Annotated in this window: 21 protein-coding genes; 9 read left to right on the top strand and 12 right to left on the bottom strand. The window is 72.6% G+C overall.

Going from position 1 to position 23,702, the window contains the following annotated elements:
* Positions 1–74 precede the first annotated feature (74 nt).
* On the bottom strand, positions 75–4,187 hold the full coding sequence (locus tag ACQPY4_RS04925; RefSeq protein ID WP_433332870.1) for a caspase family protein: 4,113 nt from the start codon (positions 4,185–4,187) through the stop codon (positions 75–77).
* 97 nt (positions 4,188–4,284) lie between these two features.
* Here ACQPY4_RS04925 and ACQPY4_RS04920 point away from each other — a divergent pair, with 97 nt between their 5' ends.
* A complete protein-coding gene (locus ACQPY4_RS04920) occupies positions 4,285–5,193 on the top strand; it encodes a LysR family transcriptional regulator (protein ID WP_433332868.1) in 909 nt (302 codons plus the stop codon).
* Between the two features lie 4 nt (positions 5,194–5,197).
* Here the strand turns inward: ACQPY4_RS04920 and ACQPY4_RS04915 are convergent, their stop codons facing one another.
* Positions 5,198–5,863, bottom strand: coding sequence for a type 1 glutamine amidotransferase domain-containing protein (locus tag ACQPY4_RS04915; RefSeq protein WP_433332866.1), 666 nt, complete (start codon positions 5,861–5,863; stop codon positions 5,198–5,200).
* A gap of 144 nt (positions 5,864–6,007) precedes the next feature.
* On the opposite strand from ACQPY4_RS04915, the gene ACQPY4_RS04910 reads away from it, so the two are divergent.
* Together ACQPY4_RS04910 and ACQPY4_RS04905 are read left to right on the top strand one after the other, a co-directional pair.
* Positions 6,008–6,484 carry a hypothetical protein gene (locus tag ACQPY4_RS04910; protein ID WP_433332864.1) on the top strand — a complete coding sequence of 159 codons (477 nt, stop codon included), beginning with the start codon at positions 6,008–6,010 and terminating at the stop codon, positions 6,482–6,484.
* A gap of 128 nt (positions 6,485–6,612) precedes the next feature.
* Complete coding sequence (locus ACQPY4_RS04905; RefSeq protein ID WP_433332862.1) at positions 6,613–7,785, top strand: hypothetical protein; 1,173 nt, start codon at positions 6,613–6,615, stop codon at positions 7,783–7,785.
* Positions 7,786–7,836: 51 nt separating this feature from the next.
* Here ACQPY4_RS04905 and rlmB read toward each other — a convergent pair whose 3' ends face one another.
* From rlmB to ACQPY4_RS04885, 4 genes are all read right to left on the bottom strand, one after another.
* On the bottom strand, positions 7,837–8,754 hold the full coding sequence (gene rlmB, locus ACQPY4_RS04900) for a 23S rRNA (guanosine(2251)-2'-O)-methyltransferase RlmB (RefSeq protein ID WP_433332860.1): 918 nt from the start codon (positions 8,752–8,754) through the stop codon (positions 7,837–7,839).
* A gap of 40 nt (positions 8,755–8,794) precedes the next feature.
* Entirely contained in the window at positions 8,795–10,192 is a 1,398-nt protein-coding gene (cysS, locus tag ACQPY4_RS04895) for a cysteine--tRNA ligase (protein ID WP_433332858.1), read from the bottom strand.
* A 183-nt stretch (positions 10,193–10,375) separates the two neighbouring features.
* Positions 10,376–11,152: a DUF6585 family protein gene (locus tag ACQPY4_RS04890; protein ID WP_433332856.1), complete on the bottom strand. Its 777-nt coding sequence runs from the start codon at positions 11,150–11,152 to the stop codon at positions 10,376–10,378.
* Positions 11,153–11,212: 60 nt separating this feature from the next.
* Positions 11,213–12,403: a homogentisate 1,2-dioxygenase gene (locus ACQPY4_RS04885; protein ID WP_433332854.1), complete on the bottom strand. Its 1,191-nt coding sequence runs from the start codon at positions 12,401–12,403 to the stop codon at positions 11,213–11,215.
* Positions 12,404–12,574: 171 nt separating this feature from the next.
* On the opposite strand from ACQPY4_RS04885, the gene ACQPY4_RS04880 reads away from it, so the two are divergent.
* The 3 genes from ACQPY4_RS04880 to fahA are packed head-to-tail and all read left to right on the top strand — an operon-like array spanning position 12,575 to position 15,452.
* The gene (locus ACQPY4_RS04880; protein ID WP_433332852.1) at positions 12,575–13,384 is read left to right on the top strand and encodes a DUF2637 domain-containing protein; all 810 of its coding nucleotides are present in this window, start codon (positions 12,575–12,577) and stop codon (positions 13,382–13,384) included.
* Positions 13,385–13,419: 35 nt separating this feature from the next.
* A complete protein-coding gene (locus ACQPY4_RS04875; protein ID WP_433332850.1) occupies positions 13,420–14,247 on the top strand; it encodes a hypothetical protein in 828 nt (275 codons plus the stop codon).
* Positions 14,244–15,452: a fumarylacetoacetase gene (gene fahA / locus ACQPY4_RS04870; RefSeq protein WP_433332848.1), complete on the top strand. Its 1,209-nt coding sequence runs from the start codon at positions 14,244–14,246 to the stop codon at positions 15,450–15,452. Before ACQPY4_RS04875 ends, fahA begins: the two co-directional genes overlap by 4 nt.
* 618 nt (positions 15,453–16,070) lie before the next feature.
* Here the strand turns inward: fahA and ispF are convergent.
* Entirely contained in the window at positions 16,071–16,562 is a 492-nt protein-coding gene (gene ispF / locus ACQPY4_RS04865; protein ID WP_433332846.1) for a 2-C-methyl-D-erythritol 2,4-cyclodiphosphate synthase, read from the bottom strand.
* Positions 16,563–16,567: 5 nt separating this feature from the next.
* Positions 16,568–17,050: a CarD family transcriptional regulator gene (locus ACQPY4_RS04860; protein WP_067459337.1), complete on the bottom strand. Its 483-nt coding sequence runs from the start codon at positions 17,048–17,050 to the stop codon at positions 16,568–16,570.
* A 352-nt stretch (positions 17,051–17,402) separates the two neighbouring features.
* Here ACQPY4_RS04860 and ACQPY4_RS04855 point away from each other — a divergent pair, with 352 nt between their 5' ends.
* Both ACQPY4_RS04855 and ACQPY4_RS04850 read left to right on the top strand, forming a co-directional pair.
* Positions 17,403–18,143: a hypothetical protein gene (locus ACQPY4_RS04855; protein WP_433332844.1), complete on the top strand. Its 741-nt coding sequence runs from the start codon at positions 17,403–17,405 to the stop codon at positions 18,141–18,143.
* 146 nt (positions 18,144–18,289) lie between these two features.
* Positions 18,290–19,309, top strand: coding sequence for a hypothetical protein (locus tag ACQPY4_RS04850; RefSeq protein ID WP_433332842.1), 1,020 nt, complete (start codon positions 18,290–18,292; stop codon positions 19,307–19,309).
* Between the two features lie 63 nt (positions 19,310–19,372).
* Here ACQPY4_RS04850 and ACQPY4_RS04845 read toward each other — a convergent pair whose 3' ends face one another.
* Complete coding sequence (locus ACQPY4_RS04845) at positions 19,373–20,056, bottom strand: response regulator (RefSeq protein WP_433332840.1); 684 nt, start codon at positions 20,054–20,056, stop codon at positions 19,373–19,375.
* Between the two features lie 74 nt (positions 20,057–20,130).
* On the bottom strand, positions 20,131–21,375 hold the full coding sequence (locus tag ACQPY4_RS04840) for a sensor histidine kinase (RefSeq protein ID WP_433332838.1): 1,245 nt from the start codon (positions 21,373–21,375) through the stop codon (positions 20,131–20,133).
* A gap of 235 nt (positions 21,376–21,610) precedes the next feature.
* Here ACQPY4_RS04840 and phoU point away from each other — a divergent pair, with 235 nt between their 5' ends.
* Complete coding sequence (phoU, locus tag ACQPY4_RS04835; protein WP_433332836.1) at positions 21,611–22,273, top strand: phosphate signaling complex protein PhoU; 663 nt, start codon at positions 21,611–21,613, stop codon at positions 22,271–22,273.
* Positions 22,274–22,349: 76 nt separating this feature from the next.
* Here the strand turns inward: phoU and ACQPY4_RS04830 are convergent, their stop codons facing one another.
* Together ACQPY4_RS04830 and ACQPY4_RS04825 are read right to left on the bottom strand one after the other, a co-directional pair.
* Positions 22,350–23,102, bottom strand: coding sequence for a phosphoglyceromutase (locus ACQPY4_RS04830; protein ID WP_433332834.1), 753 nt, complete (start codon positions 23,100–23,102; stop codon positions 22,350–22,352).
* 45 nt (positions 23,103–23,147) lie between these two features.
* Positions 23,148–23,639: a YbjN domain-containing protein gene (locus tag ACQPY4_RS04825; RefSeq protein WP_433332832.1), complete on the bottom strand. Its 492-nt coding sequence runs from the start codon at positions 23,637–23,639 to the stop codon at positions 23,148–23,150.
* Between the last annotated feature and the right edge of the window lie 63 nt (positions 23,640–23,702).

Here is a 23,702-nt window from a genome sequence, read left to right as displayed (position 1 = left end):
AAGGGATCTCCGTGATGATACGTCGCTCATCGACCATCAGACAGGAGGAGTTGCCAGGGGGCAACCCGTCCCTGTCAAGCGACACCGGCGGGGTTCTCGCCGAGGACGACGATCTCCCAGTTCATCGCCGCGACGACGGCGCCGCTCGGGGAGACGCAGAGCCGCTGGGCGGGCTGGGGCAGCGCGACGGTGTCGATCGGGACGCCCGCGTCCAGATCCCAGATCCTCAGGACGGCGTCCTGGGACGCCGCCACCGCGATCCCGCGCCCGTTCGCGCGGCCGCACGCCAGCGCCGTGACCGGGGCCCCGGTGCCGGGCAGCGGCGGGCCGCCCGGCTCGCCCGTCAGGACGTCCCAGCGGCACACCCGCCCGTCCGCGAGCCCGGTCAGCAGCAGCGGCCTGCGCCGAACGCGCGCGCAGGCGATCGCGGCGGCCTCGGTACCGGCGCCGACGTCGAACCCGTCCTCGCGCGCGGACGCCAGGTCCCAGACCCGGACCCGCCCCGAAGACGAGAGCGACGCGACGATCCCCCGGTCGCTCACTCCGGGGCACCGCTCCAGCCGGACGATCGGGTCGTCGCCGCGTCCGGGACGCCACTGGCGCAGCGCCCGCCCCCGCTGATCGATGATCTCCAGCCCGCCGCCCGCATCGCCCAACACGACGACGTCGAGGTGGCCGACCCGCAGCGTGGTCAGGGCCGTGACGGGTTCGGCGGCGACGAGCGGAACGCCGGGCTCGTGCTCGGTCCGGGCGTCCAGCTCCCACACGCGGACCCGGCGGCGATCCTCCGGGTCGCGGAAAAGGGCCAGCACCGGCCCGGCGCCCCACAGCGCGAGGAACTCCCCGCGCGCGGGCAGGTCCCCGATCCGTTCCCCCGACCCGAGGTGGTGCAGCAGGACCCGGTCGTCCTGGTCGGCCGACAGGACCAGCTCGCCCGTCGTGGCCAGGCCGCCGATCCAGGAGTGGTGCGCCGGACGCGGGCGGCCGGTGCGCAGCGGGTCGTCCATGTCCCACACCCGCAGGTCGCCGTCCGCGTCGCCGGTGACCGCCCTGGCCCCGCGTCCCGAGGCACCGAAGCAGGCCACGGCCGTGAGCGGGGAGCCATGAGCCAGCGACGCGACCGTGTGCTCGCCCGCGCCGATGCCGAGCAGGCACACCGTCCCGTCGTCGCCGACGACCGCGGCGTCCGTCCCGCCGGACACCCGGGGCGACTCCACGGGCGGCGCGGGCAGGCTCCGCATCGGTTCGCCCGGCGCGGACCCGTCCAGCAGCCAGACCCCGGCCCGGCACGCGACCAGCAGCGCGTGGTGCCCGTTCAGGCCGACGCGCCCGACGGAGATCTCGCAGGGCGTCTCGGCCACGTCCCGGCGGGCCACCTCCCGTCCCGTCGCCACGTCCCACAGCACCAGCGAGCGGTCGCCCACCACGACGGCGGCCACCGCCGAGCCGTCGAGCTCGGCGCAGGCCACGGACCGTCCCGTGACGTCCCCCGGGACGGGAAGGACGGCCGACGCGGCCAGGTCCCAGGCCAGCACCGCGCCGTCCTCGGACGCCGTCACGGCGAACGAGCGGTCGCCCGTCGCCAGGCACGCGATGTCGACGATCTCGTAGGTGTGCCCGGTGAGCACCGGCCCGAGCGGCCGCCCGTCGGCCAGGTCGAAGACGCGAAGGGCGCCGAGCGGGTCGCCGGTCACCGCCGCGGCCCGGCCGCCGACCCGAGTGCAGGCCACGGCCGTGGCCGTCGCCGTGCCGAGCCGGTCGCGCACCGGCGTTCCGGTCACCGGGTCCCAGACCCCGGGCGGCCCTCCCTCGACCGCGGCCACGACCACCGCCCGGCCGCCCGTCTCTCCGGCGGCCAGCGCGTGCACGGCCCCGTCGCTCACCCGGAACGTCCGTCTGAGGGCCGAGGCGACCTGCCCGCCGGACGCCCAGCGCGGGCGCCAGGGGAAGCCGTCGCTCAGCGCGGCGGCCACGTCCGGTGCCCCGTACCGGACGGCGTCGACGCCCAGCACCCGCCGCCGGCCCGGGACACCGCAGGCGCGGTGCCGCGCGGCCGACGCCCGGTAGATCGCGGCCAGCAGCTCGGTGTCGTCGGCGCGGGCGGCGGCCAGCTCCGGCTCCAGCGTGCGGGGGTCGGCGTTGACCAGGAAGCCGGGCGCGCGCAGGAGCTCGTCGACCCGTCCGGCGGCCGCCGCGTACTGGATCGCGTGCCGCTTCACATAGGGCAGGGCGCTCTCCCAGGTCGCGGGCAGCAGCAGGTCGAGCACCTCCCCCTCGCGGCCGGGCTGCCGCAAATGATCGGCGAGCCCCTGGTGGAATAGGCGGTACAAAGTGGTGCCATCGGAGTCGGCGCTCTGGCGCAGGTAGAAGCGGGCGCGTTCCAGGTCGGGAGCCGCGGCGGCGGCCCCGAACAGCGGCGCCAGGCTCCGCACGACCTCCAGCGGCATCCCCTCGCCGCGCCCCATGGCCAGCGTCCGCAGCAGCGGGCGCAGCTCCGGGGCCTCGGTCAGGTCCAGCTCGACGACCTCGGGCAGCGTGCCGGGGACCTGCCGCCCGATCCGCTCCGCCTCGTCCGGATCGGCGGTCAGCGCCTGCCGGGACAGCACCCGGTGGACGAACAGCGCCGCGACCAGGAACCCGCCCCAGCGCCGTCCCGGCTCCCCGGTGGGCTCGGCCAGCGTCGCGCCCACGGCCGCGGCGAACGCCTCGCGGGCGCGCGCGAAGCGCCGGGAGCCGTAGGGCGTGCTGAGCGCGAGCATCGCCTCGACGTATTCGCCGATCTCCGCGCGGACCTCCGCGCGCGGGACGCCGTCGAGATCGACGACCCCGTCCTCGGACGCCGCCGCGAACAGCCGGTCGAACTCGGGCCACCGCCGCAGCCCGGCCAGCAGCCGGCAACCGGAGTTCGTCAGCGCCAGGAGGTGCTCGGCCAGGGCCTCGGGACGCAGCGCCTCGTCCAGGGCGTCCACGATGAGCACGGGCGTCTCGGCCCGGCCGGGCAGGGCGCGGCGCAGCTCGGCCCAGTCGCGGACGGAACCGAGACCCAGCTGCCGCGCGATCGAGGCGAGGACCTCGGCCTCGTCGCGCTGGCGGGCGTGGACGACGACGAGCGCCTCGTTCTCCGACGGCGTGTGCGCCGCGCGGAACCAGATGCGCTCGGTGTGCGGCCGGAGCCGCGGATGCGCGGCGCAGACCAGGATTCCGAGCAGGGCCGACTTCCCGGTGCCGGGGCTGCCGGTCACGACGCGGAGCGCGCCGCTCTCAAGGCCGTCCAGCCAGCGCGACAGCGTCCGCAGCACGCCCGCGCGCCCGGTGAAGCAGCCGCTCCGGAGCCGGTCCTCCTGGAGACCGTGGCCGGACGCCTTGGCCACGTAGTGTCCCGGGTCGGCCAGGGCGTCGACCTCGTCGAGGAACGCCCCGACTGAGGCGTCGGACTCGCGGCGGACCTCGCGCAGCGGGTCGCTGCGGAACGCGGGGTTGGCGAAGAACGGCGGGCTCTCGTCGGCCTCGGTGAGGTCGATCAGCCCGCCGATCGCTTCCTGGGGGTAGGCGTCGACGGCGTCCACGAGCCGGTCGAGCTCGCGCTTGATATCGGCGGCCAGGGTCGTCAGCGGCAGGAACGGCTGCGCCGGGTGGAGCTCGCGCTCCCCGTCCGCGAACGCCGCGAGGACGTTCGTCACCGCCTCGGTGAACCGCCCGTCGTAGGCGGCGCGGTCCGGCGGGCAGGCCGCCAGCACCCACGAGCGCCGCGGGCCCGAGCCCGGGGCCAGCAGGTGCGGGGCGCGGGCCACGACCCCCGCCTGGCACAGATCGAGCAGGAACAGGGCCCGGGGACGGCCGTCGAGGTCTTCGACCTCCTTGATCCAGTCGCCGACCCGGCCCGCGCGGTGGCGGGCCCCGTCCGAGCCGACCACGTAGAGCTCGCCCGTCTCGACGGCCAGGTCGCCATGGCTGAGCACCGTGACGACGAGCAGGTCGTCCGGGCCGAGTTCCTCCACGGCGCGGTAGAAGGCGGCGCCGATCGCCTCGGTGGTGGCGGCCTCGCCGCCGAGCGCGTCGCAGTCGTACCCCAGCGCGCCCAGCACCTCGGCGAGCCGCGCAGCGTCGTCGGCCGCGTCGGGCAGCGCGGACCAGCCCGGATCGGCGAAGCCGGAAACGCCGATGCACAAAGCCCGCCGCACAGGCATGTCGCCACCTCGTTCGCCCGCGTCAAGGATAGTTCGGCGGCGGCCGTCCGGCGACGGGGATCATTCGCCGGACGGCGGGCGTCAATAGACTCGCGGCATGGGCGATCGGGATTCCTATCGGTTTCTTGACCTGGGGCAGCTGCGGACGTTCCTCGCGGTCTATCGGGCGGGGTCGCTGACGGCGGCGGCGCCGCTGGTGGGGCTCTCGCAGCCCACGGTCACCACGCAGCTCAGGGCGCTGGAGGAGCGGATGGGGCGGCAGCTGTTCGAGCGGCTGCCCCGGGGTGTGGCGCCGACGGCGGTGGCCGACGAGCTGGCCGCGCGCCTGGCGGGGCCGATGGACGAGCTGGAGGCGATCGCCGGTGGAGCGCCGGACGAACCCGCGCCCGAGCCGCCGGTCCATCTGGGCGGGCCCGCCGAGCTGATGGCCGTGCTGGCCCTGCCCGCGCTCGCCCCGCTGATCGCGGACGGGGTGCGCGTGCGGGTCACGGCGGGCCTGGCCGACGACCTGCTCGCCGGGCTCCGGGCGGGACGCTACGACCTGGTGATCTCCTCGATCCGTCCGCGCGGGCGCGCCCTGCGGGCCGAGCCTCTCGCGGACGAAGAGTTCGTGCTGGTCGCGGCCCCCGTTTGGCGTGACCGCCTGCCCCCGATCGAGGGGCCCTCGGCACTGGCGGGCGTGCCGCTCATCTCCTACGCCGAGGACCTGCCGATCCTGCGGCGTTACTGGCGCCGGGTCTTCGGCGCCCGGCTGGCCGCGGACCCCGCGATCGTCGTCCCCGATTTGCGGGCGGTGAAGGCGCTGGCCGAGGCGGGTGCCGGGGCCACCGTCCTGCCCCGCTACCTGTGCGCGGACGAGCTGGCGTCGGGCGGGCTCGTCGCCCTGCTGGAGCCCCCCGAGCCACCGATCAACACCGCCTACCTGGCGGCGCGGGCCGGGTCGGAGCGGCTCCCGCATGTGGCGCTCGTCCGGCAGCGCCTGCTGCGCGCGGGCGCGGACTGGTGAGCGGCTAGCCGAGCGCCTTGAGGATCTCGGCGGCGAGAGGGGCGGACGAGCCGGGATTCTGACCGGTGTGCAGGTTGCGGTCGCTGACCACGTGCGGCTCCCACGGGGCACCGGCCTGGAAGTCCACGCCGATCTCCTCAAGCCTGTCCTGGAGCAGCCATCGCGCCTTCCCGGCGAAACCGGCCTGCTCTTCCTCGGCGTTGGTGAAGGCGGTGAGGCGGTAGCCCGCGAAGGGCGAGGCGCCGTCGGCATCCTGGGCGGCCAGCAGCGCGGCGGGCCCGTGGCAGACCACGCCGAGCGGCCTCCCGGACGCCAGCGCGCGGGCGAGCAGCTCACCGGACGAGCGGTCGGTCGCGAGGTCCTCCATGGGCCCGTGGCCGCCGGGGTAGAAGACGGCCGCGTAGTCGTCCAGGTCGACCTCCTTCAGGTCGCGCGGGGCACGCAGTTCGGGGACGGCCGCCAGCCGCTCCTCGGCACCGTCCTCCAGGCTCGCCCGGTCGACGGTCGGGACGACGCCGCCCGGCGTCGCGACCTCCACCCGGTGCCCGGCCTCGGTGAAGGCCCGATGGGGCGCCAGGAACTCCTCGGCCCAGAAGCCGGTCGGGTGCCGGGTGCCGTCGGCGAGCGTCCAGTGGTCGGCTCCGGTCAGGACGAAAAGGATCGTGGCCATGCGGGCTCCTCATCAGCTTGTCTCGGGTTCCCCACGCTAGGCACCTGCCCATCCGCTCACAAATAGATCCCCTGATAAGACCGATAGCCGGGTAAATGCCATCGCTTCCTGCATGCATGTTGCAACAGCGGTAGGGTTGCAGTGATGCTGACGGATCTCTTCGGGGTGGACGCGCGACCCGTGGTCGTGGAGGTCTTCCCGCTGCGCGCGGACGGCGGCCGTCCCGCCTACCGCCGCTGCGCGGGCACGCTCACCAGGGGCGACGACCCCGACTCCGCGGCCCGGCGCCTGGCCGGAGTGCGCGACGAACGTCCCCTGGTGCACTCGACGAGCTGGCGCTGCCTGGACGACGGCAGGCTCGTGCTCACCTATGTCGTGGCGCCCGACCCCGAACCCGAACGCCCCGCCACCCTTCTCGGCGACGCGGACCTCGCGCACGGCGAGAGCATCGACCGGCCGAGCCCCGCACGCGTCGACGTCGACCAGGTCGTGGCGCACGCCGTCCGGCACCTGGTCTTCCTCGCCGAGCACGACCCCGAGCTCCTGTCCCGCGACCCGCGGCTGGCCCGCGCACTAGAAGGCTGGACCCCCGGCCTCGCCGGACGCTGCCCCGTCGCCTAGAACACGTCCGGTAGATCTCGTTCACCCCAAGCACCATCCGCCGTCGACCGCAGTGGGTTTGGGCGTCGGGCTGCTGGTCGAAGCTCCAGGACTGGTCGCGGGGGCTTTCTGGTGCTCTGCTGTTCTCCATGGGACGTCTCATGGTGATCATGGGGTCGGGCGAGACCAGCCCGACGATGGTGACCCTGCACAAGGACATCGCCGCGCGGCTCGGGGCGGGCGTGCGGGCCGTCCTGCTCGACACGCCTTACGGGTTCCAGGAGAACGTCGACGACATCTCGGCCACGGCCGTGAAGTACTTCGCGACCAGCGTCGGGCTGAAGGTGCGGGTCGCGGCGCCCGGGGAGGACGGGCTCGCCGATGTCAGGGGCGCGGGCTGGGTGTTCTGCGGGCCCGGCAGCCCGACCCACGCGCTCGGCCACTGGCGCGCGGGACCGCTGGAGACCGCGCTGCGCGACCATGTGCGCGCCGGGTCGGCCGCGATCGTCTTCGCGTCGGCCGCCGCCTGCGCGCTCGGACGGTACGCCGTGCCCGTCTACGAGATCTACAAGGTGGGGGCGCCCGCCGCCTGGGTGGACGGCCTCGACCTGCTCGCCGAGTACGGCCTGGAGGCCGCGGTGATCCCGCACTACGACAACGCCGAGGGCGGGACGCACGACACCCGCTACTCCTACCTGGGTGAGCGGCGGCTGCGGATCATGGAGCGCGAACTGCCGCCCACGGCGTCCGTGCTCGGGGTCGACGAGCACACCGCGCTCGTCCTGGAACCGGACGCCGACCGGGCCGAGGTGCGCGGACGCGGCGGCGTCACCGTCCGGCGCCGGGGCGAGAGCGTGTGCCTGCCCGCCGGGGAGGTGCTCACGATGACCAGGTTGCGGGCGCTCCTGCGGGGCGAGTCCGCGCCACCGCCCCGCCGCACGGAGCGGCGGCCCGCCCCCGAGCCCGAGGGAGAAACGCTCAAGGAGATCGTCGAGGAGAGCGGACGTCGCTTCGAGGCGGCCGCCGAACCCGCCGCCAAGGCCGAGGCCATCCTGCGGATCGAGGCGGCCGTGGCCGAGTGGGCCGCCGACACCGAGGAGGACGAGGGCACCGAATGGGCCCGCACCGTGATGCGCGGCCTGATCGTCCGGCTGGCCGACGGCGGTGCCGCGCCGCTGGACGCCGCCGTCCCGGACCTCGTCGCGATCAGGGCGGAGCTCAGGAGCGCCGGGCACTACGAACTCGCCGACCGCGTCCGCGACGCCCTGGCCCGGCACGGCATCGAACTCCGCGACACCCCAGCGGGCACCCGCTGGACCTGAGGGCCCAGCCACGCGCGCGATTGCGTTAATGAGCGCAGGTGGGCCGGGATTTCATGAACGCAGCCGGGCTACCTCGTAGAGGGCGATTCCGGCGGCGACGCCGGCGTTGAGGGACTCGGCCTTGCCGGGCATGGGGATGGTGATCAGCAGGTCGCAGGTGTCGGCGACCAGACGGCCCAGGCCCTTGCCTTCGGAGCCGACCACCAGGACGAACGGGCCCGCGGCCAGGTCGAGGTCGGCCACGGCGGTCTCGCCCTCGGCGTCGAGGCCGGCGACGAAGCAGCCCGCCTTCTGGTACGCCTTGAGCTGGCGGGACAGGTTGGTGCACTGGGCGACCGGCACGTTGGCCAGCGTCCCGGCGGAGGTCTTCCACGCGCCCGCGGTGACCCCGGCGGCACGGCGCTCGGGGACGACCACGCCGCTGGCGCCGAACGCGGCGGCCGAGCGGACGATCGCGCCGAGGTTGCGCGGGTCGGTGATGCCGTCGACCGCGACGATCAGCGGCGCGGCGCCCTTGAGCAGGTCGTCGGGGTGGGCGTAGCGGTACGGCCGCACCTGGAGCGCGATGCCCTGGTGGACGGCGCCGTCGGTGAGGCGGTCGAGCTCGGCCTTGCCGCTCTCCAGCAGCGGGATGCGCCGGTCGGCGGCGATCTGGATCGCCTCGCGGACGCGCTCGTCGGTGCCCGAGGTCACGTAAAGCGCGGTGCCGGGCACCCCGGCGCGCAGCGCCTCGACCACCGGGTTGCGCCCGGTGACCAGCTCGGGGGTCTCGCCGTTGGCGCGCCGCGCGCCGGCGGGACGCCCCTGTCGTGCGTTCTCGCCCTCACCGCCCTGGGGGCGGGAGCCGGGGCCCACGGTCGGGGTGCCGGTGCGCCGCGCGCTTTTCACGGCCCGGGCACGCTGCCGCTTGGCGTGCCAGTGCCGGTCCTCGGCTTTGGGAGTAGGACCCTTCCCCTTGCGTTTGGCCATTTCTCGATTTTAGGCGCCCGCCGGAGTGGAACGCCCCGGCTCAGCCGTGCTTGAGCTCCCAGCGGGCGCCGTGCGGGGTGTCCTCGACCAGCACCCCGGCGTCGGCGAGGCCGTCGCGGATGGCGTCGGCGGCGGCGTAGTCCTTGCGGGCGCGGGCCGCCTGGCGCTGTTCCAGAGCCACCTTGACCAGGGCGTCGACCACCGGGCGCAGCTCGTCGTCGCCGCCGTGGCCCCACTGCTCCGACAGCGGGTCGAGGCCGAGGACGCCGGTCATCGCCCGCACCGAGGCCAGCAGCCGTCCGGCCGCGTCGTCGTCGCCCGCGGCCAGCGCGCTGTTGCCGTCGCGGACGGTCTCGTGCACCACGGCCAGGGCCTGCGGGACGCCGAGGTCGTCGTCCAGCGCGGCGGTGAACGCCTCGGGCAGGTCGGGAGCGGGCTTGCCCTCCCCCACGACCTCGGCGGCGCGGACGACGAAGCCCTCGATGCGCTGGTAGGCCGAGACGGCCTCGGCCAGCGCCGCGTCGGTGTAGTCCATCAGCGACCGGTAGTGGGCGGACGCGAGGTAGTAGCGCACCTCCACGGGACGGGCCCGTCCCAGCAGGTCGGTGAGCAGCACCACGTTCCCGACCGACTTGCTCATCTTCTCGCCGTCGACCGTCAGCAGCCCGTTGTGCAGCCAGTAGCGGGCGAAGCCGTCGCCCGCGGCCTGGGACTGGGCGATCTCGTTCTCGTGGTGCGGGAAGATCAGGTCGACGCCGCCGCCGTGGATGTCGAACGCGGGCCCGAGGTACTTGGACGCCATCGCCGAGCACTCCAGGTGCCAGCCGGGACGCCCCTCGCCCCACGGCGTCTCCCATGTCGGCTCGCCCGGCTTGGCGCCCTTCCAGAGCGCGAAGTCGCGGGGGTCGCGCTTGCAGTCGGCGTTCGGGGTGTCTTTCGGGTCGCGCATGTTCTCGAGCTTCTGGTTCGACAGCGCGCCGTAGCGGTCGGCCCACGACCCGACGTCGAAGTAGACGTCGCCGCCCGAGGCGTAGGCATGCCCGGCCTCGATCAGCCGCCGCATCATGACGATCATCTCGGGCACATGGCCGGTGGCCCGGGGCTCGATGGTGGGCGGCAGGCAGCCGAGCAGGTCGTAGCCCTTGCCGAAGACCCGCTGGTTGCCCTCGGCGACCGCGAACCAGGGGACGCCCCGGTCGGCCGCCACCGCGATGATCTTGTCGTCGATGTCGGTGACGTTGCGCGCGAACGTGACCTCGTAGCCGGAGGCGCGCAGCCAGCGCAGCAGCACGTCGTAGATGACGCCCGAGCGGAGGTGGCCGATGTGCGGTGCGGCCTGCGGTGTCGCCCCACAGACGTACATCCCCACGCGGCCCTCTTCCAGAGGCTCGAACGTGCGGACGCTACGGGTGCCGGTGTCGTAAAAGCGCAGGCTCACACGCCAAGGTTATTGGATGGGCGTGTGAGCGCGCGGTGCTCTTGGCGCAAGCGCACCGTGTCAGAGGCCGGACTCGTCTCCGCGCCGCGGACGCGCCGGTCTCAGAGGCCGGACTCGTCCCCGCGCCGCGGACGCGCCGGTCTCAGAGGCCGTGCTCGTCCCCGCGCCGCGGACGCGCCGGTCTCAGAGGCCGTGCTCGTTCTCGGTGTGCCGCTCGCGCAGGCGCGAGCACAGTTCGACGAAGGCGACCGCGTTGGGCGTCCGGCTGGCGATCGAGGTGAGCACCTGGAGGTCGTCGGCCGTGCGCAGGTAGACCATGCCGTTGTCGATGCCCACCTCGGACACCGCGGCCCAGGGCGCGCGGACGCCGTCCTTCTCGACTCCGTCGAGGTCGACCGCGAACGGCCCGAGCCTCACGGTCTCCCCGGCCTCGATCTCGGCCAGGTGCCGGGGGAACGCCCGTCCCGCGACCTCGGCGGAGAGGGCCTCGCCCAGCTCGTGGGCGTCCGCGAAATCGCCGAGCCTGATCCGCTCGCCCTCGGACGTGGTGACGGTGATCGTCCACCGGGTCGTCCCGCGCGCCGCCCGCTGGACGCCCGAGACCGTCACCGAAGCCAGCGTGTCCCACTGGTGGACGCCGGGGTCGCCCGGCCCGGTCAGGACGATGCCGTCCTTGAACAGGTAGACGGCCCGCCTTCGGCCGCGCGGCGCCGTCCGGCCCGCGAGCCAGACGGCGCCGCCGAGGTAGCCGGCCGACAGGACCGCCACGGGCACGCCCGGCTCCGGACGGTCGTCGCGCAGGTAGGACGTCGCCGCGAGCGCGAGCACGGCACCGGCGAGGCCGAGCAGCGCCGCCCACGCCAGGTACCGGCGGCCGCCGGCCCGGGCCGTGAAGGCCCGGACCGGCTCGCCCAGCCGTCGCGCGGCGGCGCGCTCCAGCACCGGTTCCGGAAAGGACATGGATATGCGACTACCCCGTTGTCAACGTCAAGCGTGATGTGGGCGGGCGGTGCCGGAGTGTTATCCGGCGCTCCTGGCCCACGTCCACGCGTACTCCGGGTCCTCGCACCGGGTGGCGGCCGGGCCGAGCTGGAGCGGACGGAAGGTGTCGATCATGACGGCCATCTCGTTGGTCGTGGTGTGACCCTTCTTCACGGCCTCGACGACCGCCTCGACGGCGCCCGGCTGGGGGCCGTGGGTGAAGCCGGAGGGGTGCAGCGAGATCGAGCCGACGCCGATGCCCGAGCCCTTGCGGGCCGAGTAGTCGCCGCCCACGTAGAACATCATCTCGTCGGAGTCGACGTTGTGGTGGTTGTAGGGGACGGGCACCGCGTCCTCGTGGAAGTCCAGCGGACGGGGGCAGAACGAGCAGATCACGAAGTTCGGGCCCTCGAAGGTCTGGTGCACCGGCGGCGGCGCGTGGATCCGCTTCACGACGGGCTCGAAGTCGTTGATGTTGAACACGTAGGGGTAGAGGTAGCCGTCCCAGCCCACGACGTCGAACGGGTGGTGCAGGAAGGTCAGCCGCGACAGGCCGCCCCGGTTGCGCACCAGCACCGGCACCTCGCCGCCCTCGACGATGAGGGGCTCGGAGGGCGCCCGCAGGTCGCGCTCGGAGTAGGGGGCGTGCTCAAGGAACTGCCCGTACTGCGACAGGTACCGCTTGGGCGGGCGGATGTGGCCACGGGCCTCGACCACCATCACGTTCAGCGGCTCGCCGCCCTCGCCGGGCACCCAGCGGTGGATCGTCCCGGTCGGGACCACCACGTAGTCGCCCTCGCCGACCTCCAGCGCGCCGTAGGTCGACTCGAAGCGCGCCGTGCCCGACTGGACGTAGACGACCTCGTCCCCGACCGAGTTGCGGTAGAGCTCGCTCGTCTCCGACGCGGACACGAACGACACCCGGACGTCCTCGTTGCCGAACATCACCTGGCGTCCCTGGACGACGTCGCCGCCCACGGGGAGGTCCTGGGTGCGGTAGGCACGCGGCTGAAGCGGATGGTTGGACGTCAGCGCGGCGGCGCCCGCCGCGTCCTCCACGCCCTCGCTCTTGATGATGCCGGTCGGGAGATGCCGGTGGTAGAGCAGGCTGGAGTCGGAGGAGAAGCCCTCCTCGCCCATCAGCTCCTCGGCGTACAAGCCGCCGTCCGGTCTGCGGTACTGGACGTGACGCTTTCGGGGAATCTCCCCAACGACCCGGTAGTAGGGCATTAGCTGCCTCCTCAAAGCGACGCCGTTGTCACCCATACCGTACGTCTCCGTGCATAACTCCCGCATTGCCGGAGGGTCGCCACGCAAGTGAGGACTAACGATCGGCCCGGCTCGTTAGTCTCCCCCTTGAGACCCCCGAACGGCCCCGACACCCCCGAGACGAGCCGAGAGATGCCCTCCGAACGCCCGAGCGCGCCCGAACCGTCCAGCACGTCCGGCCCCGGCCAGGCCAGACCCCTTTACAACCCGGCACAGCGGCGGCTGCTCGCGGTGCTGGCCGGGCTTGTGGTCGCCGTCCTGGCGGGCGGGGCGTTCGTGCTGACCTACGACGTGCTGCGCGACCTGGCGATCGAGGGCCGGTCCGGCCGGCGCTGGGCCCCCGTATACCCGGTGATGTACGACGCGCTCCTGACGATGACGATCTTCTCGCTCGTGGTCACCCGGCACGCCCGCTGGTGGTCGCGGCTGCTGCGCTGGACGCTGCTGATCGCGCTGCTGGCGGGGGGCGCGGCCATCGGCGTCCAGAGGTCGGTCTGGGGCTACGCCTCCCTCCCGGACGACCCGCTGCGCGCCGGAATCGCCGTCGCCCCGCACGTGATGTTGGTCACGTCCGTGTGGCTGTGGCTGACAATGTTCAAGCAACTGCGCGGGACGACCTCGCCGAAGAAGGCCCCCGAGCCCGAAGCACCGGTGGAAATCGTCAAGGCGTCGCCCCCGGCCCTGCCACCGTCCTCGGCCCCGGCGCTCCCGGCGTCGCCGTCGACCGACGTCGAACTCGTGCGCAAGGGCTCCGTGCCCGCCAGGACGACCCAGCCCGACATCGCCGTCCCGCCGCCGCTCGCCCTGGACGACGATGACGAGGCCGCTCCCGCCGACCGTCCCGAAGATCCCGACGCGGGCGAGGAGGAAGACCTCCCGATCTGGGACTGGAACCCCCCGTCGGGCAGCCTGCGCAGCTCGCCCCTCCCACCCGCCGACTAGTGACGTGCGCGCGTCCATGGGGTAGATCTCGGAGCATGGACCCCCTTTTCGATCATCTGGTGGACGACGCCGCCCTGTTCCCGCCGGCCCTTGAGACCATGGAGGCCGCGCTGCCCGCCTACCGGGTGGCGGCGCCCCACCCCGTGCTGGGCCGCTTCCTGTGCCCGGCCTCCCGATTGGACGAACTGAGCGCCAACCTCGTCCCCGAAGATCTCGTCGACCTGGGGATCATCGCCGACACCGGCGCCGAGGGCCTGCCCGCCGCCCTCGACGCGGCACGCGCGGAACCCCGGGTGCGTCCGTCCTGGATCGAGATCCCGCTCCCCCAGGACGCCGACCAGGCGCGGGCGGCGGCGGTGACCATCGCGGCGCTCCCGTCCGATCTGCCCGGCTACATCGAGATCCGCCGCGCCGACGGCTGGCGCGAGGCGCTCGACCGCATCGCCGCCGCGCGCGAGAACGGCGCGGAGCTGGGCGCCAAGATCCGGATGGGCGGCGCCGAGGTCCCGCCGTCCTACCAGGTGGCGCACTTCATCGCGGCCTGCGCCGAACGGTCGCTCCCCTTCAAATGCACCGCGGGACTGCACCACGCGATCAGGGACGTCGACCCCGGCCACCACGGCTTCCTCAACGTCATGGTCGCCACCGCCCGCGCCGCCCAGGACCCCACCGCGAACCTCGTGGAGGCCCTGGACAGCGCCGACGGCCCGGCCCTGGCCGAGGAGATCCGCCGCGCCGACCCGGCCGCCGTGCGCGGCCTGCTGGTCTCCTACGGATCATGCGACATCGTCTCGCCGCTGGAGGATCTGAGGGGGCTGGGGCTCATCAAGGCGGGGGACGTCGGGAATGATGGGTCGTCATGACGACCGTTACATGGGTTGAGGTCAATGAGGACAGCGGCTTCGGCGTCGAGAACCTGCCGTACGGGGTGTTCTCCCGCCCCGGTGAGCTGCCGCGCGTCGGCGTGGCCATCGGCGAGCACGTACTCGACCTGGCCGAACTGGCGACCGCGGGCCTGATCGAGGGCCGCTGGTTCGCGTCCGGGTCACTGAACGCCTTCATGGCCGCGGGTCGCGCCTCCTGGCAGGCCAACCGCACCCGCCTCACCGAACTGCTCACCGACGAGTCCCACCGCCCCCAGGTGGAGCCCCATCTGATCCCCCTCAGGGACGTGGAACTCCTGCGTCCCATCGAGGTCGCCGACTACGTCGACTTCTACGCCTCCGAGCACCACGCCACCAACATGGGCCGGATGCTCCGTCCCGGCGGCGACGCCCTGCTCCCCAACTGGAAACACCTGCCGGTCGGCTACCACGGCCGCTCCGGGACGGTCTTCCCCTCGGGGACGCCGATCGTCCGGCCGAGCGGGCAGCGGCGCGGCGAGTCCGGGCCGACCTTCGGGCCCACGCTCAAGCTCGACATCGAGGCCGAGGTCGGCTTCGTCGCGGGCGTCCCGTCGGCCCCCGGCCACCCGGTCGCCACCGGCGACTTCCGCGACCACATCTTCGGCTTCACGCTGGTGAACGACTGGAGCGCCCGCGACGTCCAGGGCTGGGAGGGCCAGCCCCTGGGCCCCTTCCTCGCCAAATCCTTCGCAACGTCCATCTCCCCGTGGATCACCCCCGTAGCCGCCCTGGAGGCCGCCCGGGTCGCGCCCCCGCCCCAGGACCCCGTCCCCCTCCCCTACCTCCACTGCGACGAGCCCTGGGCCCTCGACCTCGACATCGAGGTGCTCATCAACGGCCAGACGGTGTCCCGTCCCCCGTTCTCCACCATGTACTGGACGGCCCCCCAGCAACTCGCCCACGCCACCGTCAACGGCGCCTCGCTCCGCACCGGCGACCTGTTCGCGTCCGGCACCGTCTCGGGCCCCGAGCGCCTCCAGCGCGGCTGCCTGATGGAGCTCACCTGGAACGGCCGGGAGCCCGTCGAACTGGCCGACGGCACCAAGCGCACCTTCCTGGAGGACGGCGACACGGTCATCCTCCGCGCCACCGCCCCCACTCCCACCGGCTCCCGCCTGGCTCTGGGCGAGGTCGTCGGCACCATCGTCCCCGCCACCACCTGACCCACCACGGGACGTTGGGTGGCGCCCGCCCCGCGCAGGCACCACCCAACGTCTCAAGGAACGCCAAGCCCTGCCCCATCCACAACGACATCCGCGCCACAACCCCACCCGCAAACGCGCAACGTGGGGGGCGGCGGCGCCCCGGGCCCGAACGCACGAGCGCAGAACCCGAACTCCAACGCGCACGAGCACGCGACAGGACGCGGAACACGCTGACCCGCAGGCACCGCAGCCGCGGAAGCGGGACGCAGAAGGCGGAATGTGGGGCGAAAGCGCGAGACGCAGGCGCTCGGGACGCGTGAGCGCGGAGGTACCCGGGACACGAGGGCGCCGCGCGAGCACGGGGCACGGGACGCGGGCGCGGAGACGCGGGCGCGGGGACGCGGGCGCGGGGACGCGGGCGCGGAGACGCGGGCGCGGGCGCGGGGACGCGGGCGTGGGCGCGGAGACGCGGGACGCGGAAGCGCGAGGAACGGGGGGCGCGCGCGGGCGCGAGATGCAGCGGCGCGGGTGGATACGGCGGCGCTCGAACGTGAGGCGCGGTGGCGCAGGCGCCGACGCGCGAGCACGCGCCGGGGCGCCGGGACGCGGGAGGGGGCGTGGTGGTGGGGCTCGGGTTTAGATGACTAGGGCGTTGGCTATGGCGGCTAGGCCCTCGGCTCGGCCGGTTAGGCCGAGGCCGTCGGTGGTGGTGCCGGAGAGGGTGACGCGGGCGCCGTCCAGGGCTTCGCTGAGGATCTTCTCGGCCTCGGCTCGGCGTTTGCCGATCTTGGGACGGTTGCCGATCACCTGGATGGAGACGTTGCCGATGGTGAAGCCGGCCTCGTGGACGAGGCGGGCGACCTCGCGCAGGAGCGTGACGCCGGAGGCGCCGGACCAGCGGGGGTCGGACGTGCCGAAGACGGCGCCGAGGTCGCCGAGGCCGCAGGCCGACAGGAGGGCGTCGCAGGCCGCGTGGGCGGCGACGTCGCCGTCGGAATGGCCCGCGAGGCCCTGGCCTTCGTTGTCCCAGCGCAGGCCGGCCACCCACAGGGGGCGGGCGGGGGCGTCCGGGGAAGCGAACGGGTGGACGTCGGTTCCGACGCCCACCCGTGGAAGTTTCTCCAGCATTCGCGCTAGCTGGCCAGGACCTCGTCGAGCAGGGCCTCGGCCTTGTCCTCGTTGGTCTTCTCGGCCAGCGCGAGCTCGCTGACCAGTATCTGGCGGGCCTTCGCCAGCATGCGCTTCTCGCCTGCCGACAGACCGCGTTCCTTGTCGCGCCGCCACAGGTCGCGGACGACCTCGGCCACCTTGTTGACGTCACCCGACGCCAGCTTCTCAAGGTTCGCCTTGTAGCGCCTTGACCAGTTGGTCGGCTCTTCGGTGTAGGGTGCGCGCAGCACCTCGAACACCTTCTCCAGACCCTCCTGGCCCACGACGTCGCGCACGCCGACATCCTCGACGTTCTCGACCGGAACCTGCACTGTCAGGTCGCCCTTGTCGACCTTCAAGACCAGATAGGTCTTTTCCTCACCCTTGATGGTGCGAGTCTCGATGGCCTCGATCCGAGCAGCCCCGTGGTGGGGGTAGACGACGGTGTCGCCGACCTGGAAAGTCATGTGACAAGTACCCCTTCCGCTACGACAAGGGTAGCACGGACCCGACGGTGGCTGCACCGACCTTAAGGGCAAATGCCCAGGTCAACCCCCTAATTGGGGTCTTGACAAAGCTCCTGAACGGTGCATACCGCCTCTGTCCTGCATCGAAAACCCTCTTTACGGTCCGGCCTGAGACCACCTCCGGACGCCTGTCCCAGGACGGCGAAAACTCCGCACGCTTCCCGCTGCCGAGGGCGCCGGAAGCGGCTCATACTGGAAGGTGAACATGCCGGGCCGCGCGGGTACAAAGCGCCCGGAGAACCTGAAATGGGGCAATGCAGAACGTGTGACCGCGAGGATGGAGAGGTGCGGTGTGAGGCCAGACGGCAACCCCGAGCCGGACGACTACGGCCTGCCCCGTGTCGATGTCGTCGTCCCCGACGACGCGCGCGAACTCGACCGCGACGTCATCGCCTACCACCGCGAAGAACGCCGCCGGCGCCGCAGTGAACGCCTCCGGAGACTGGCCCGCCCCTTCACCCGCTACGGCCTCGCCATCCCGATCATCACGGGAGCCGTGCTGGTCGCCCTCATCAGCGGCGGCCTGATGACCGCGCTCGGACCTCGGCCCGCGCCGCGCCCCACCGCCTCTGTCCTGGCGCCCCATGCTTCCGCCACCCCCGGGGCCGTCGGCGGCACTCTCCCCATGACCGACGTGACGCTCGACGGACGCGACCCCAAGACCGTTTCCGTCCTGGACGCCCGTCCCGGGGTGATCGGGATCGTCCGGTCCAAGTGCGGGTGCGAGAAGGCCATCACCGAGCTGGCGGCCCGGACGGGCGAGTTCAAGCTGAAGCTCTGGATCGGCGGCAACCGCGCGCGGGGCTCGGCCACTCCTTCGATCAAGGAGTTGCGGGGGCTCGCGGGCAAGGCGCACGGCAACGTCCCGCAAATCTTCGACGACCCCCGAGGCGTCCTCTCGGCCACCTACGCCAGGCCGGACGCGCCCATCACCACGATCTTCGTACGGCCCGACGGGATCGTCACCGAGGTGACGGCCCCGATGCCTACGGGAAAGGCGCTCTCCGACCGTCTCAAGGCCCTGAACGGCTGACCTCGCGGCGCGCGTGACCCCACCCCGAGTCGGGGGTCCGGGGCTGACCTCGCTAGGCTTCCCCTGGCGTATCTCGCCATTCCGAGACAACGCGCTTGAACGTCCTTCGAACGCCCTCCAACGTCCTTCGCGAGGAGAACGACGCCGTGACCCGAAACAGCCGTCGAGTGGTCGCACTCGCCTTCGCGGGTGCCGTCGCGATCGCACCGGTGATCTCCGGCTGCGGCGCCGGCAGCGAGCCCCAGTCCGCCGCGCCCACCCAGCTCACCGAGGGCGTCAACGTCTCGCTCCCGCAGGGCGGCAAGACGGCGCAGATCGACGTCCGCAACATGTTCCTGCTCGGCCCCAAGGCCGACCAGAAGCTCCCAGCGGGCGCCTCGGTGCCGCTGTACGCCACGATCATCAACCAGGTCAAGGGACGTCCCGACCGGCTGGTGAGCGCGACGGCCGCGGCCGACTTCCCCCAGACGAAGATCACCGGCGGGGCCGTGACGCTGCCCGCCGCCAAGGAGTCCGGCGAGGGCACGGCCACCACGCTGGTCGGCCAGGCCGCCGCCCCGGCGCCGCCCGCGACCACCAAGCCCGCCAAGCCGGGCGAGAAGCCGTCCGGCAAGCCCTCGGAGACGCCCGGCGCGAACCCGTCGGAGACCCCGGGCGCGAACCCGTCCGAGACGCCCGGTGCCAAGCCCTCGGCCACGCCGGAGACCACCACCGCCTCGCCCGAGTCGACCGCCGCGACGCCGACCCCGCCCGCCACGACGCCGCCGCCCACCGACGCCATCCCCGCGGGCAAGGCCCCGCTGGTGGTGCTGACCGGCGCGTCCCGCGAGCTGCTCGGCGGCGAGGTCGTCAAGCTCAAGCTCCAGTTCGAGCACGCCGGCACCGTCGAGGTCTCGGTGCCCGTGGTCGTCCAGCACAACGAGTACCTCTCCTACGCCGCGGTCTCCGCGGGCGTCCCCGCCCCGGTGGTGCCCGCCCAGACCGGCAAGCCCGAGGGCGAGCACGGCGGCGGCCACGAGACCCCGGCCCCCGGTGGCCACGAGAGCCCGGCCCCCACCGGCGGCCACGCCACCACGCCCGCCTCCACCGGTCACGAGACCAACGGCCCGGCCAGCCCCGCCGCCACCGAGAAGCCCGCCCAGGACCAGGAGCACAGCGGCAACTGACCCGCACAACGAAACGGCCCGCACGGCATCCCTGCCATGCGGGCCGTTCGCGTTTCCCGGTGTTTACGGCTCGAACTTGTAGCCGAGGCCGCGGACGGTGACGATGTAGCGGGGGGTGGACGGCGCTGCCTCGATCTTGGCGCGAAGCCGCTTGATGTGGACGTCCAAGGTCTTGGTGTCGCCCACGTAGTCGGCGCCCCACACGCGGTCGATCAGCTGCATGCGGGTCAGGACGCGGCCCGCGTTGCGGAGCAGGACTTCGAGGAGCTCGAACTCCTTGAGGGGCAGCTGGACGGAGTCGCCGCCGACGCTCACCACGTGGCGCTCGACGTCCATCCGGACCGGTCCAGCCTCAAGGATCGCCGGGGCGGCCAGATCCTCGATCTCGCCCTGGCGGCGCAGCACCGCGCGCATCCGGGCGACAAGCTCACGGGTGGAGAACGGCTTGGTCACATAGTCGTCGGCGCCGAGCTCCAGGCCCACGACCTTGTCGACCTCGCTGTCCTTGGCCGTCAGCATGATCACTGGCACGTTGGACCGGGAGCGCAGCTCGCGGCACACCTCGGTGCCGGGCAGGCCGGGCAGCATCAGGTCGAGGAGCACGAGGTCGGCACCGTTGCGCTCGAAAATGTCCAGCGCGTCGGGGCCGGTGGCCGCCACGGCCACCTCGAAACCCTCCTTGCGCAAGTTGTACGACAGTGCGTCACTGAACGACTCTTCGTCTTCCACGACGAGCACTCGGGTCACGGTGTTGCCTCCCGGGCGTGATCCTTATCGGCGGGCCGGCGCGCGCCGTACTGGGTGTTCATGACGCCGGACCTTCAGGGGTTCGGTGGGGTGGGGAAGTCGGTCGGCGACTCGGCGCGCGAGGGGGCGGCCGGTTCGGGTTCGGCGGCGGCGGACGGACGTCCGGCGTCGTGCCGGGACGGGTTGAGCAGCGGCAGCCGGATCGTGAACGTCGATCCGGATCCCTCCTTGCTCCAGACCGTCACCTCGCCGCCGTGCTTGGTGGTGACATGCTTGACTATGGCGAGGCCGAGGCCGGTGCCACCGGTCGCGCGGGAGCGGGCCGGGTCGACGCGGTAGAAGCGTTCGAAGATCCGCTCCACCTCGCTGTCGGGGATGCCGATGCCCTGGTCGGTCACGTTGATCTCGACGTGGCGGTCGTCGTCGCAGGCGCGGGTGGCGACCACGACACGGGTGTTCTCGGGGCTGTAGGCCACGGCGTTGTCGACCAGATTGCGCACCGCGGTGACCAGCAGCTCCTCGTCGCCGCGGACCTTGAGGTCGTCGCGTCCGCCGGAGGTGAGCTCGATGTTCTTGGAGGAGGCCTTGATGTGACTGCGGTCGAGCGCCTCGACGATCACCTCGTCGAGCGAGACCGGGTGCAGCTCGGGCAGCGGCTCGTCGCCCTGGATCCTGGACAGCGTCATCAGGTCCTGGACGAGGTTGGTGAGGCGCACCGACTCCTGCTGCATGCGCCCGGCGAACCGGCGCACCGCGTCGGGGTCGTCGGCCGCGCCCTCGACCGTCTCGGCCAGCAGCGACAGCGCGCCCACGGGAGTCTTGAGCTCGTGGCTCACGTTGGCCACGAAGTCGCGGCGGATCGCCTCGACCCGGCGCATCTCGGTGAGGTCCTCGGCGAGCACCAGCACCAGCCCGTGCGAGCCGAGCGGCGCGACGCGGACCGCGAACCAGCGGCCGTCGGCGCGGCTGCGGCTGCGCGAGGGGCCGACCTGGATCTCGGTCTCGCGTATCTCGCCGTCGCGGCGCACCAGCCTGGCCATCGCCAACAGCTCGTCCACCACGAGCCTGTCGCCGCTGACCACACCGAACGCCCGCGCGGCCGAGCTGGCGCGCAGCACGCGGTCCTCTCCGTCCACCACGACCGCGGAAGACCGCAGGACGCTGAGCACGGAGGCGATCCCCGGCGGCAGCCCGGTCTTCGGGCCGGCCGGGGTCGCGGCCTGCTGGGCTCGCTCGCTCACACGCACCGCCAATCCAGTAGCGAGCCCGATCGCGAGCCCGGCAAGCCCCGTCAGGCCTGCGACAATCTCGACCTCCACACTTGGGATCGTAAGCGTCCACCAGGAGCTTCCTGCACGACGGGGTACCAGAACGAGGGCGCGTTCGCCCAAAGTTCACCTCTTTATGTGTGTTGGTTCATGCTGGTCAGAGAGGCTATGGCGTGGGCGAGTCCGTCCGGCGTACGCCCGTGCCCGCCGACCGGCCTCCCCGTGCCCCTGCCGCCCCATCGGTGCCCGGCAGGCTCGCCCACCACCTACTCGAACAGGGATTACCATGCGCGACGCCTACCACGAGGAGCTCGACTCCCTCTCCGACAAGCTCGTGGAGATGACCCGGCTGGTCCGCTCCGCGATGGCCCGCGCGACGACGGCACTTCTGGACGCCGACCTCCGCCTCTCCGAAGAGGTCATCAGCGGCGACGAGCAGGTCAACAAGATCGACAACGAGATCGAGGAGGTCGTCTTCGACCTCATGGCGCGCCAGCAGCCCGTGGCCGGTGACCTGCGCACCCTCATCACCGCGCTGCGGATGAGCGGCGACCTGGAGCGGATGGGCGACCTCGCCGTCCACATCGCCAAGACCGCGCGCCGCCGCCACCCCGAGTCGGCCGTCCCGCCCGAGCTCCAGGCCACCGTGCTGGAGATGGGCCAGATCGCCGAGCGCATGGTCGCCAAGGCCGGCAGCGTCATCGCCTCCCAGGACGTCGAGATGGGCCTGGAGCTGGACGACGACGACAACGCCATGGACCGCCTGCACCGCAAGCTCTTCGACAAGCTCCTGTCGCCCAAGTGGAAGCACGGCGTCGAGCCCGCCGTCGACATCACGCTGGCGGGGCGCTACTTCGAGCGCTTCGCCGACCACGCCGTCCACGTGGCCGAGAACGTCGTCTACATGGTCACCGGCCAGCGCCCCCAGGAAATCACCGACCTCAACTGAGCAGAACATAAGGGGGGCGATGCCGGACCGAGTCCGGCACCGCCCCTTTTCGCTTCCCGCAGCCGCGCGGCTCGCGTTACTTCTTTTTGGTGCCCTGGTTCTTGACGGCTTCGATGGCGGCCTTGGCGGCGGCGGGGTCGAGGTACTCGCCGCCGCGCTTGAGGGGGGCGAAGTCGTCGTCGAGCTCGTAGACCAGGGGGATGCCGGTGGGGATGTTGAGGCCCACGATGTCTTCGTCGGAGACGTCGTCGAGGTGCTTGACCATGGCGCGCAGGGAGTTGCCGTGGGCGGCGAGCATGACGGTCTTGCCCGCGGCCAGGTCGGGGACGACCGAGTCGTACCAGTAGGGCAGCATGCGGTCGACGACGTCGGCCAGGCACTCGGTGCGCGGGATCAGCTCGGACGGCAGCCCGGCGTAGCGCAGGTCGTTGACCTGCGACAGGGGGTCGTCGTCCTTGATCGGCGGCGGCGGGGTGTCGTAGGAGCGGCGCCAGGTCATGAACTGCTGCTCGCCGAACTCCTCGCGAGTCTGGGCCTTGTTCTTGCCCTGGAGCGCGCCGTAGTGGCGCTCGTTGAGGCGCCAGGAGCGCCGGACGGGGATCCAGAGCAGGTCCGCGACGTCCAGGGCGATGTTGGCGGTGCGGATGGCCCGCTTCAGCAGCGAGGTGTGGACCACGTCGGGGGTGATGTCGGCGTCCAGGAGCAGGTCGCCGCCCTTGGTCGCCTCGCCCTCGCCCTTCGCGGACAGGTCGACGTCCACCCAGCCGGTGAACAGCCCCTCCGCGTTCCACACACTCTCGCCATGCCGCAGCAGTACCAGGGTTGCCATGGGACGAAAGCCTAGCCGAGGGGGACGGCGCGCAAGCGCCCGCGGTCAGCGGTTGGCGGGGTCGGCGAACGACGCGAACGCCTGGAGGTTGGCCAGGCTCTCGCCGCGCTTGACGCGCCAGTCCCACTCGCGCTGGATCGAGGATTTGAAGCCGCGTTCCAGGGCCTTGTCGAAGTTCTCGTCGGAGTAGGTCAGGACGCAGCCGAGCAGCCGGTCGATCTCGTCCGAGCTCACCGAGGCGAGCGGGACCCTGCCGACCAGGTGGACGTCGCCGATCTCGTCCAGCGCGAAGCCCACCCCGTACATGCGGCCGTTGCGTTCCAGGAGGAACCGGTAGAAGTCGGCGTGGTTCTCGTCGGGACGGCGGCAGAAGAACGCCTCGACGTGCAGGCTGTGGTCGCCCACGATCAGCCAGGTCATGGTGGCGAGCTTGCGCTGGCCCGGCAGCTTGACGAAGAACGCGCCCTCGCGCGGCCGGTCGAACTCCAATTCGGCGGCGAGCAGTGTCTCTTCGATGACCTGAACCGGGTCGCTCATGCTGTGTTTCCCGCTCCCCTCCGACACGCCATTTGGCACCGTCTTCCCTCCTCGCTCGTTCCT

Origin of the sequence: Spirillospora sp. CA-294931, from assembly GCF_050946795.1 — a bacterium.
GTDB lineage: Bacteria > Actinomycetota > Actinomycetes > Streptosporangiales > Streptosporangiaceae > Spirillospora.
This window is presented reverse-complemented; position numbering and strand designations above follow the sequence as displayed.

Excerpts from the sequence above, each read along its gene's own strand:
- ACQPY4_RS04925 (WP_433332870.1), bottom strand. The coding sequence starts at position 4,187 with ATGCCTGTGCGGCGGGCTTTGTGCATCGGCGTTTCCGGCTTCGCCGAT.
- ACQPY4_RS04880 (WP_433332852.1), top strand. The coding sequence starts at position 12,575 with ATGCCCTCCGAACGCCCGAGCGCGCCCGAACCGTCCAGCACGTCCGGC.
- ACQPY4_RS04860 (WP_067459337.1), bottom strand. The coding sequence starts at position 17,050 with ATGACTTTCCAGGTCGGCGACACCGTCGTCTACCCCCACCACGGGGCT.
- ACQPY4_RS04875 (WP_433332850.1), top strand. The coding sequence starts at position 13,420 with ATGGACCCCCTTTTCGATCATCTGGTGGACGACGCCGCCCTGTTCCCG.
- ACQPY4_RS04885 (WP_433332854.1), bottom strand. The coding sequence starts at position 12,403 with ATGCCCTACTACCGGGTCGTTGGGGAGATTCCCCGAAAGCGTCACGTC.
- ACQPY4_RS04825 (WP_433332832.1), bottom strand. The coding sequence starts at position 23,639 with ATGAGCGACCCGGTTCAGGTCATCGAAGAGACACTGCTCGCCGCCGAA.
- ACQPY4_RS04910 (WP_433332864.1), top strand. The coding sequence starts at position 6,008 with ATGCTGACGGATCTCTTCGGGGTGGACGCGCGACCCGTGGTCGTGGAG.
- fahA (WP_433332848.1), top strand. The coding sequence starts at position 14,244 with ATGACGACCGTTACATGGGTTGAGGTCAATGAGGACAGCGGCTTCGGC.
- ispF (WP_433332846.1), bottom strand. The coding sequence starts at position 16,562 with ATGCTGGAGAAACTTCCACGGGTGGGCGTCGGAACCGACGTCCACCCG.
- ACQPY4_RS04830 (WP_433332834.1), bottom strand. The coding sequence starts at position 23,102 with ATGGCAACCCTGGTACTGCTGCGGCATGGCGAGAGTGTGTGGAACGCG.
- phoU (WP_433332836.1), top strand. The coding sequence starts at position 21,611 with ATGCGCGACGCCTACCACGAGGAGCTCGACTCCCTCTCCGACAAGCTC.
- ACQPY4_RS04890 (WP_433332856.1), bottom strand. The coding sequence starts at position 11,152 with ATGTCCTTTCCGGAACCGGTGCTGGAGCGCGCCGCCGCGCGACGGCTG.
- rlmB (WP_433332860.1), bottom strand. The coding sequence starts at position 8,754 with ATGGCCAAACGCAAGGGGAAGGGTCCTACTCCCAAAGCCGAGGACCGG.
- ACQPY4_RS04915 (WP_433332866.1), bottom strand. The coding sequence starts at position 5,863 with ATGGCCACGATCCTTTTCGTCCTGACCGGAGCCGACCACTGGACGCTC.
- ACQPY4_RS04920 (WP_433332868.1), top strand. The coding sequence starts at position 4,285 with ATGGGCGATCGGGATTCCTATCGGTTTCTTGACCTGGGGCAGCTGCGG.
- ACQPY4_RS04905 (WP_433332862.1), top strand. The coding sequence starts at position 6,613 with ATGGGACGTCTCATGGTGATCATGGGGTCGGGCGAGACCAGCCCGACG.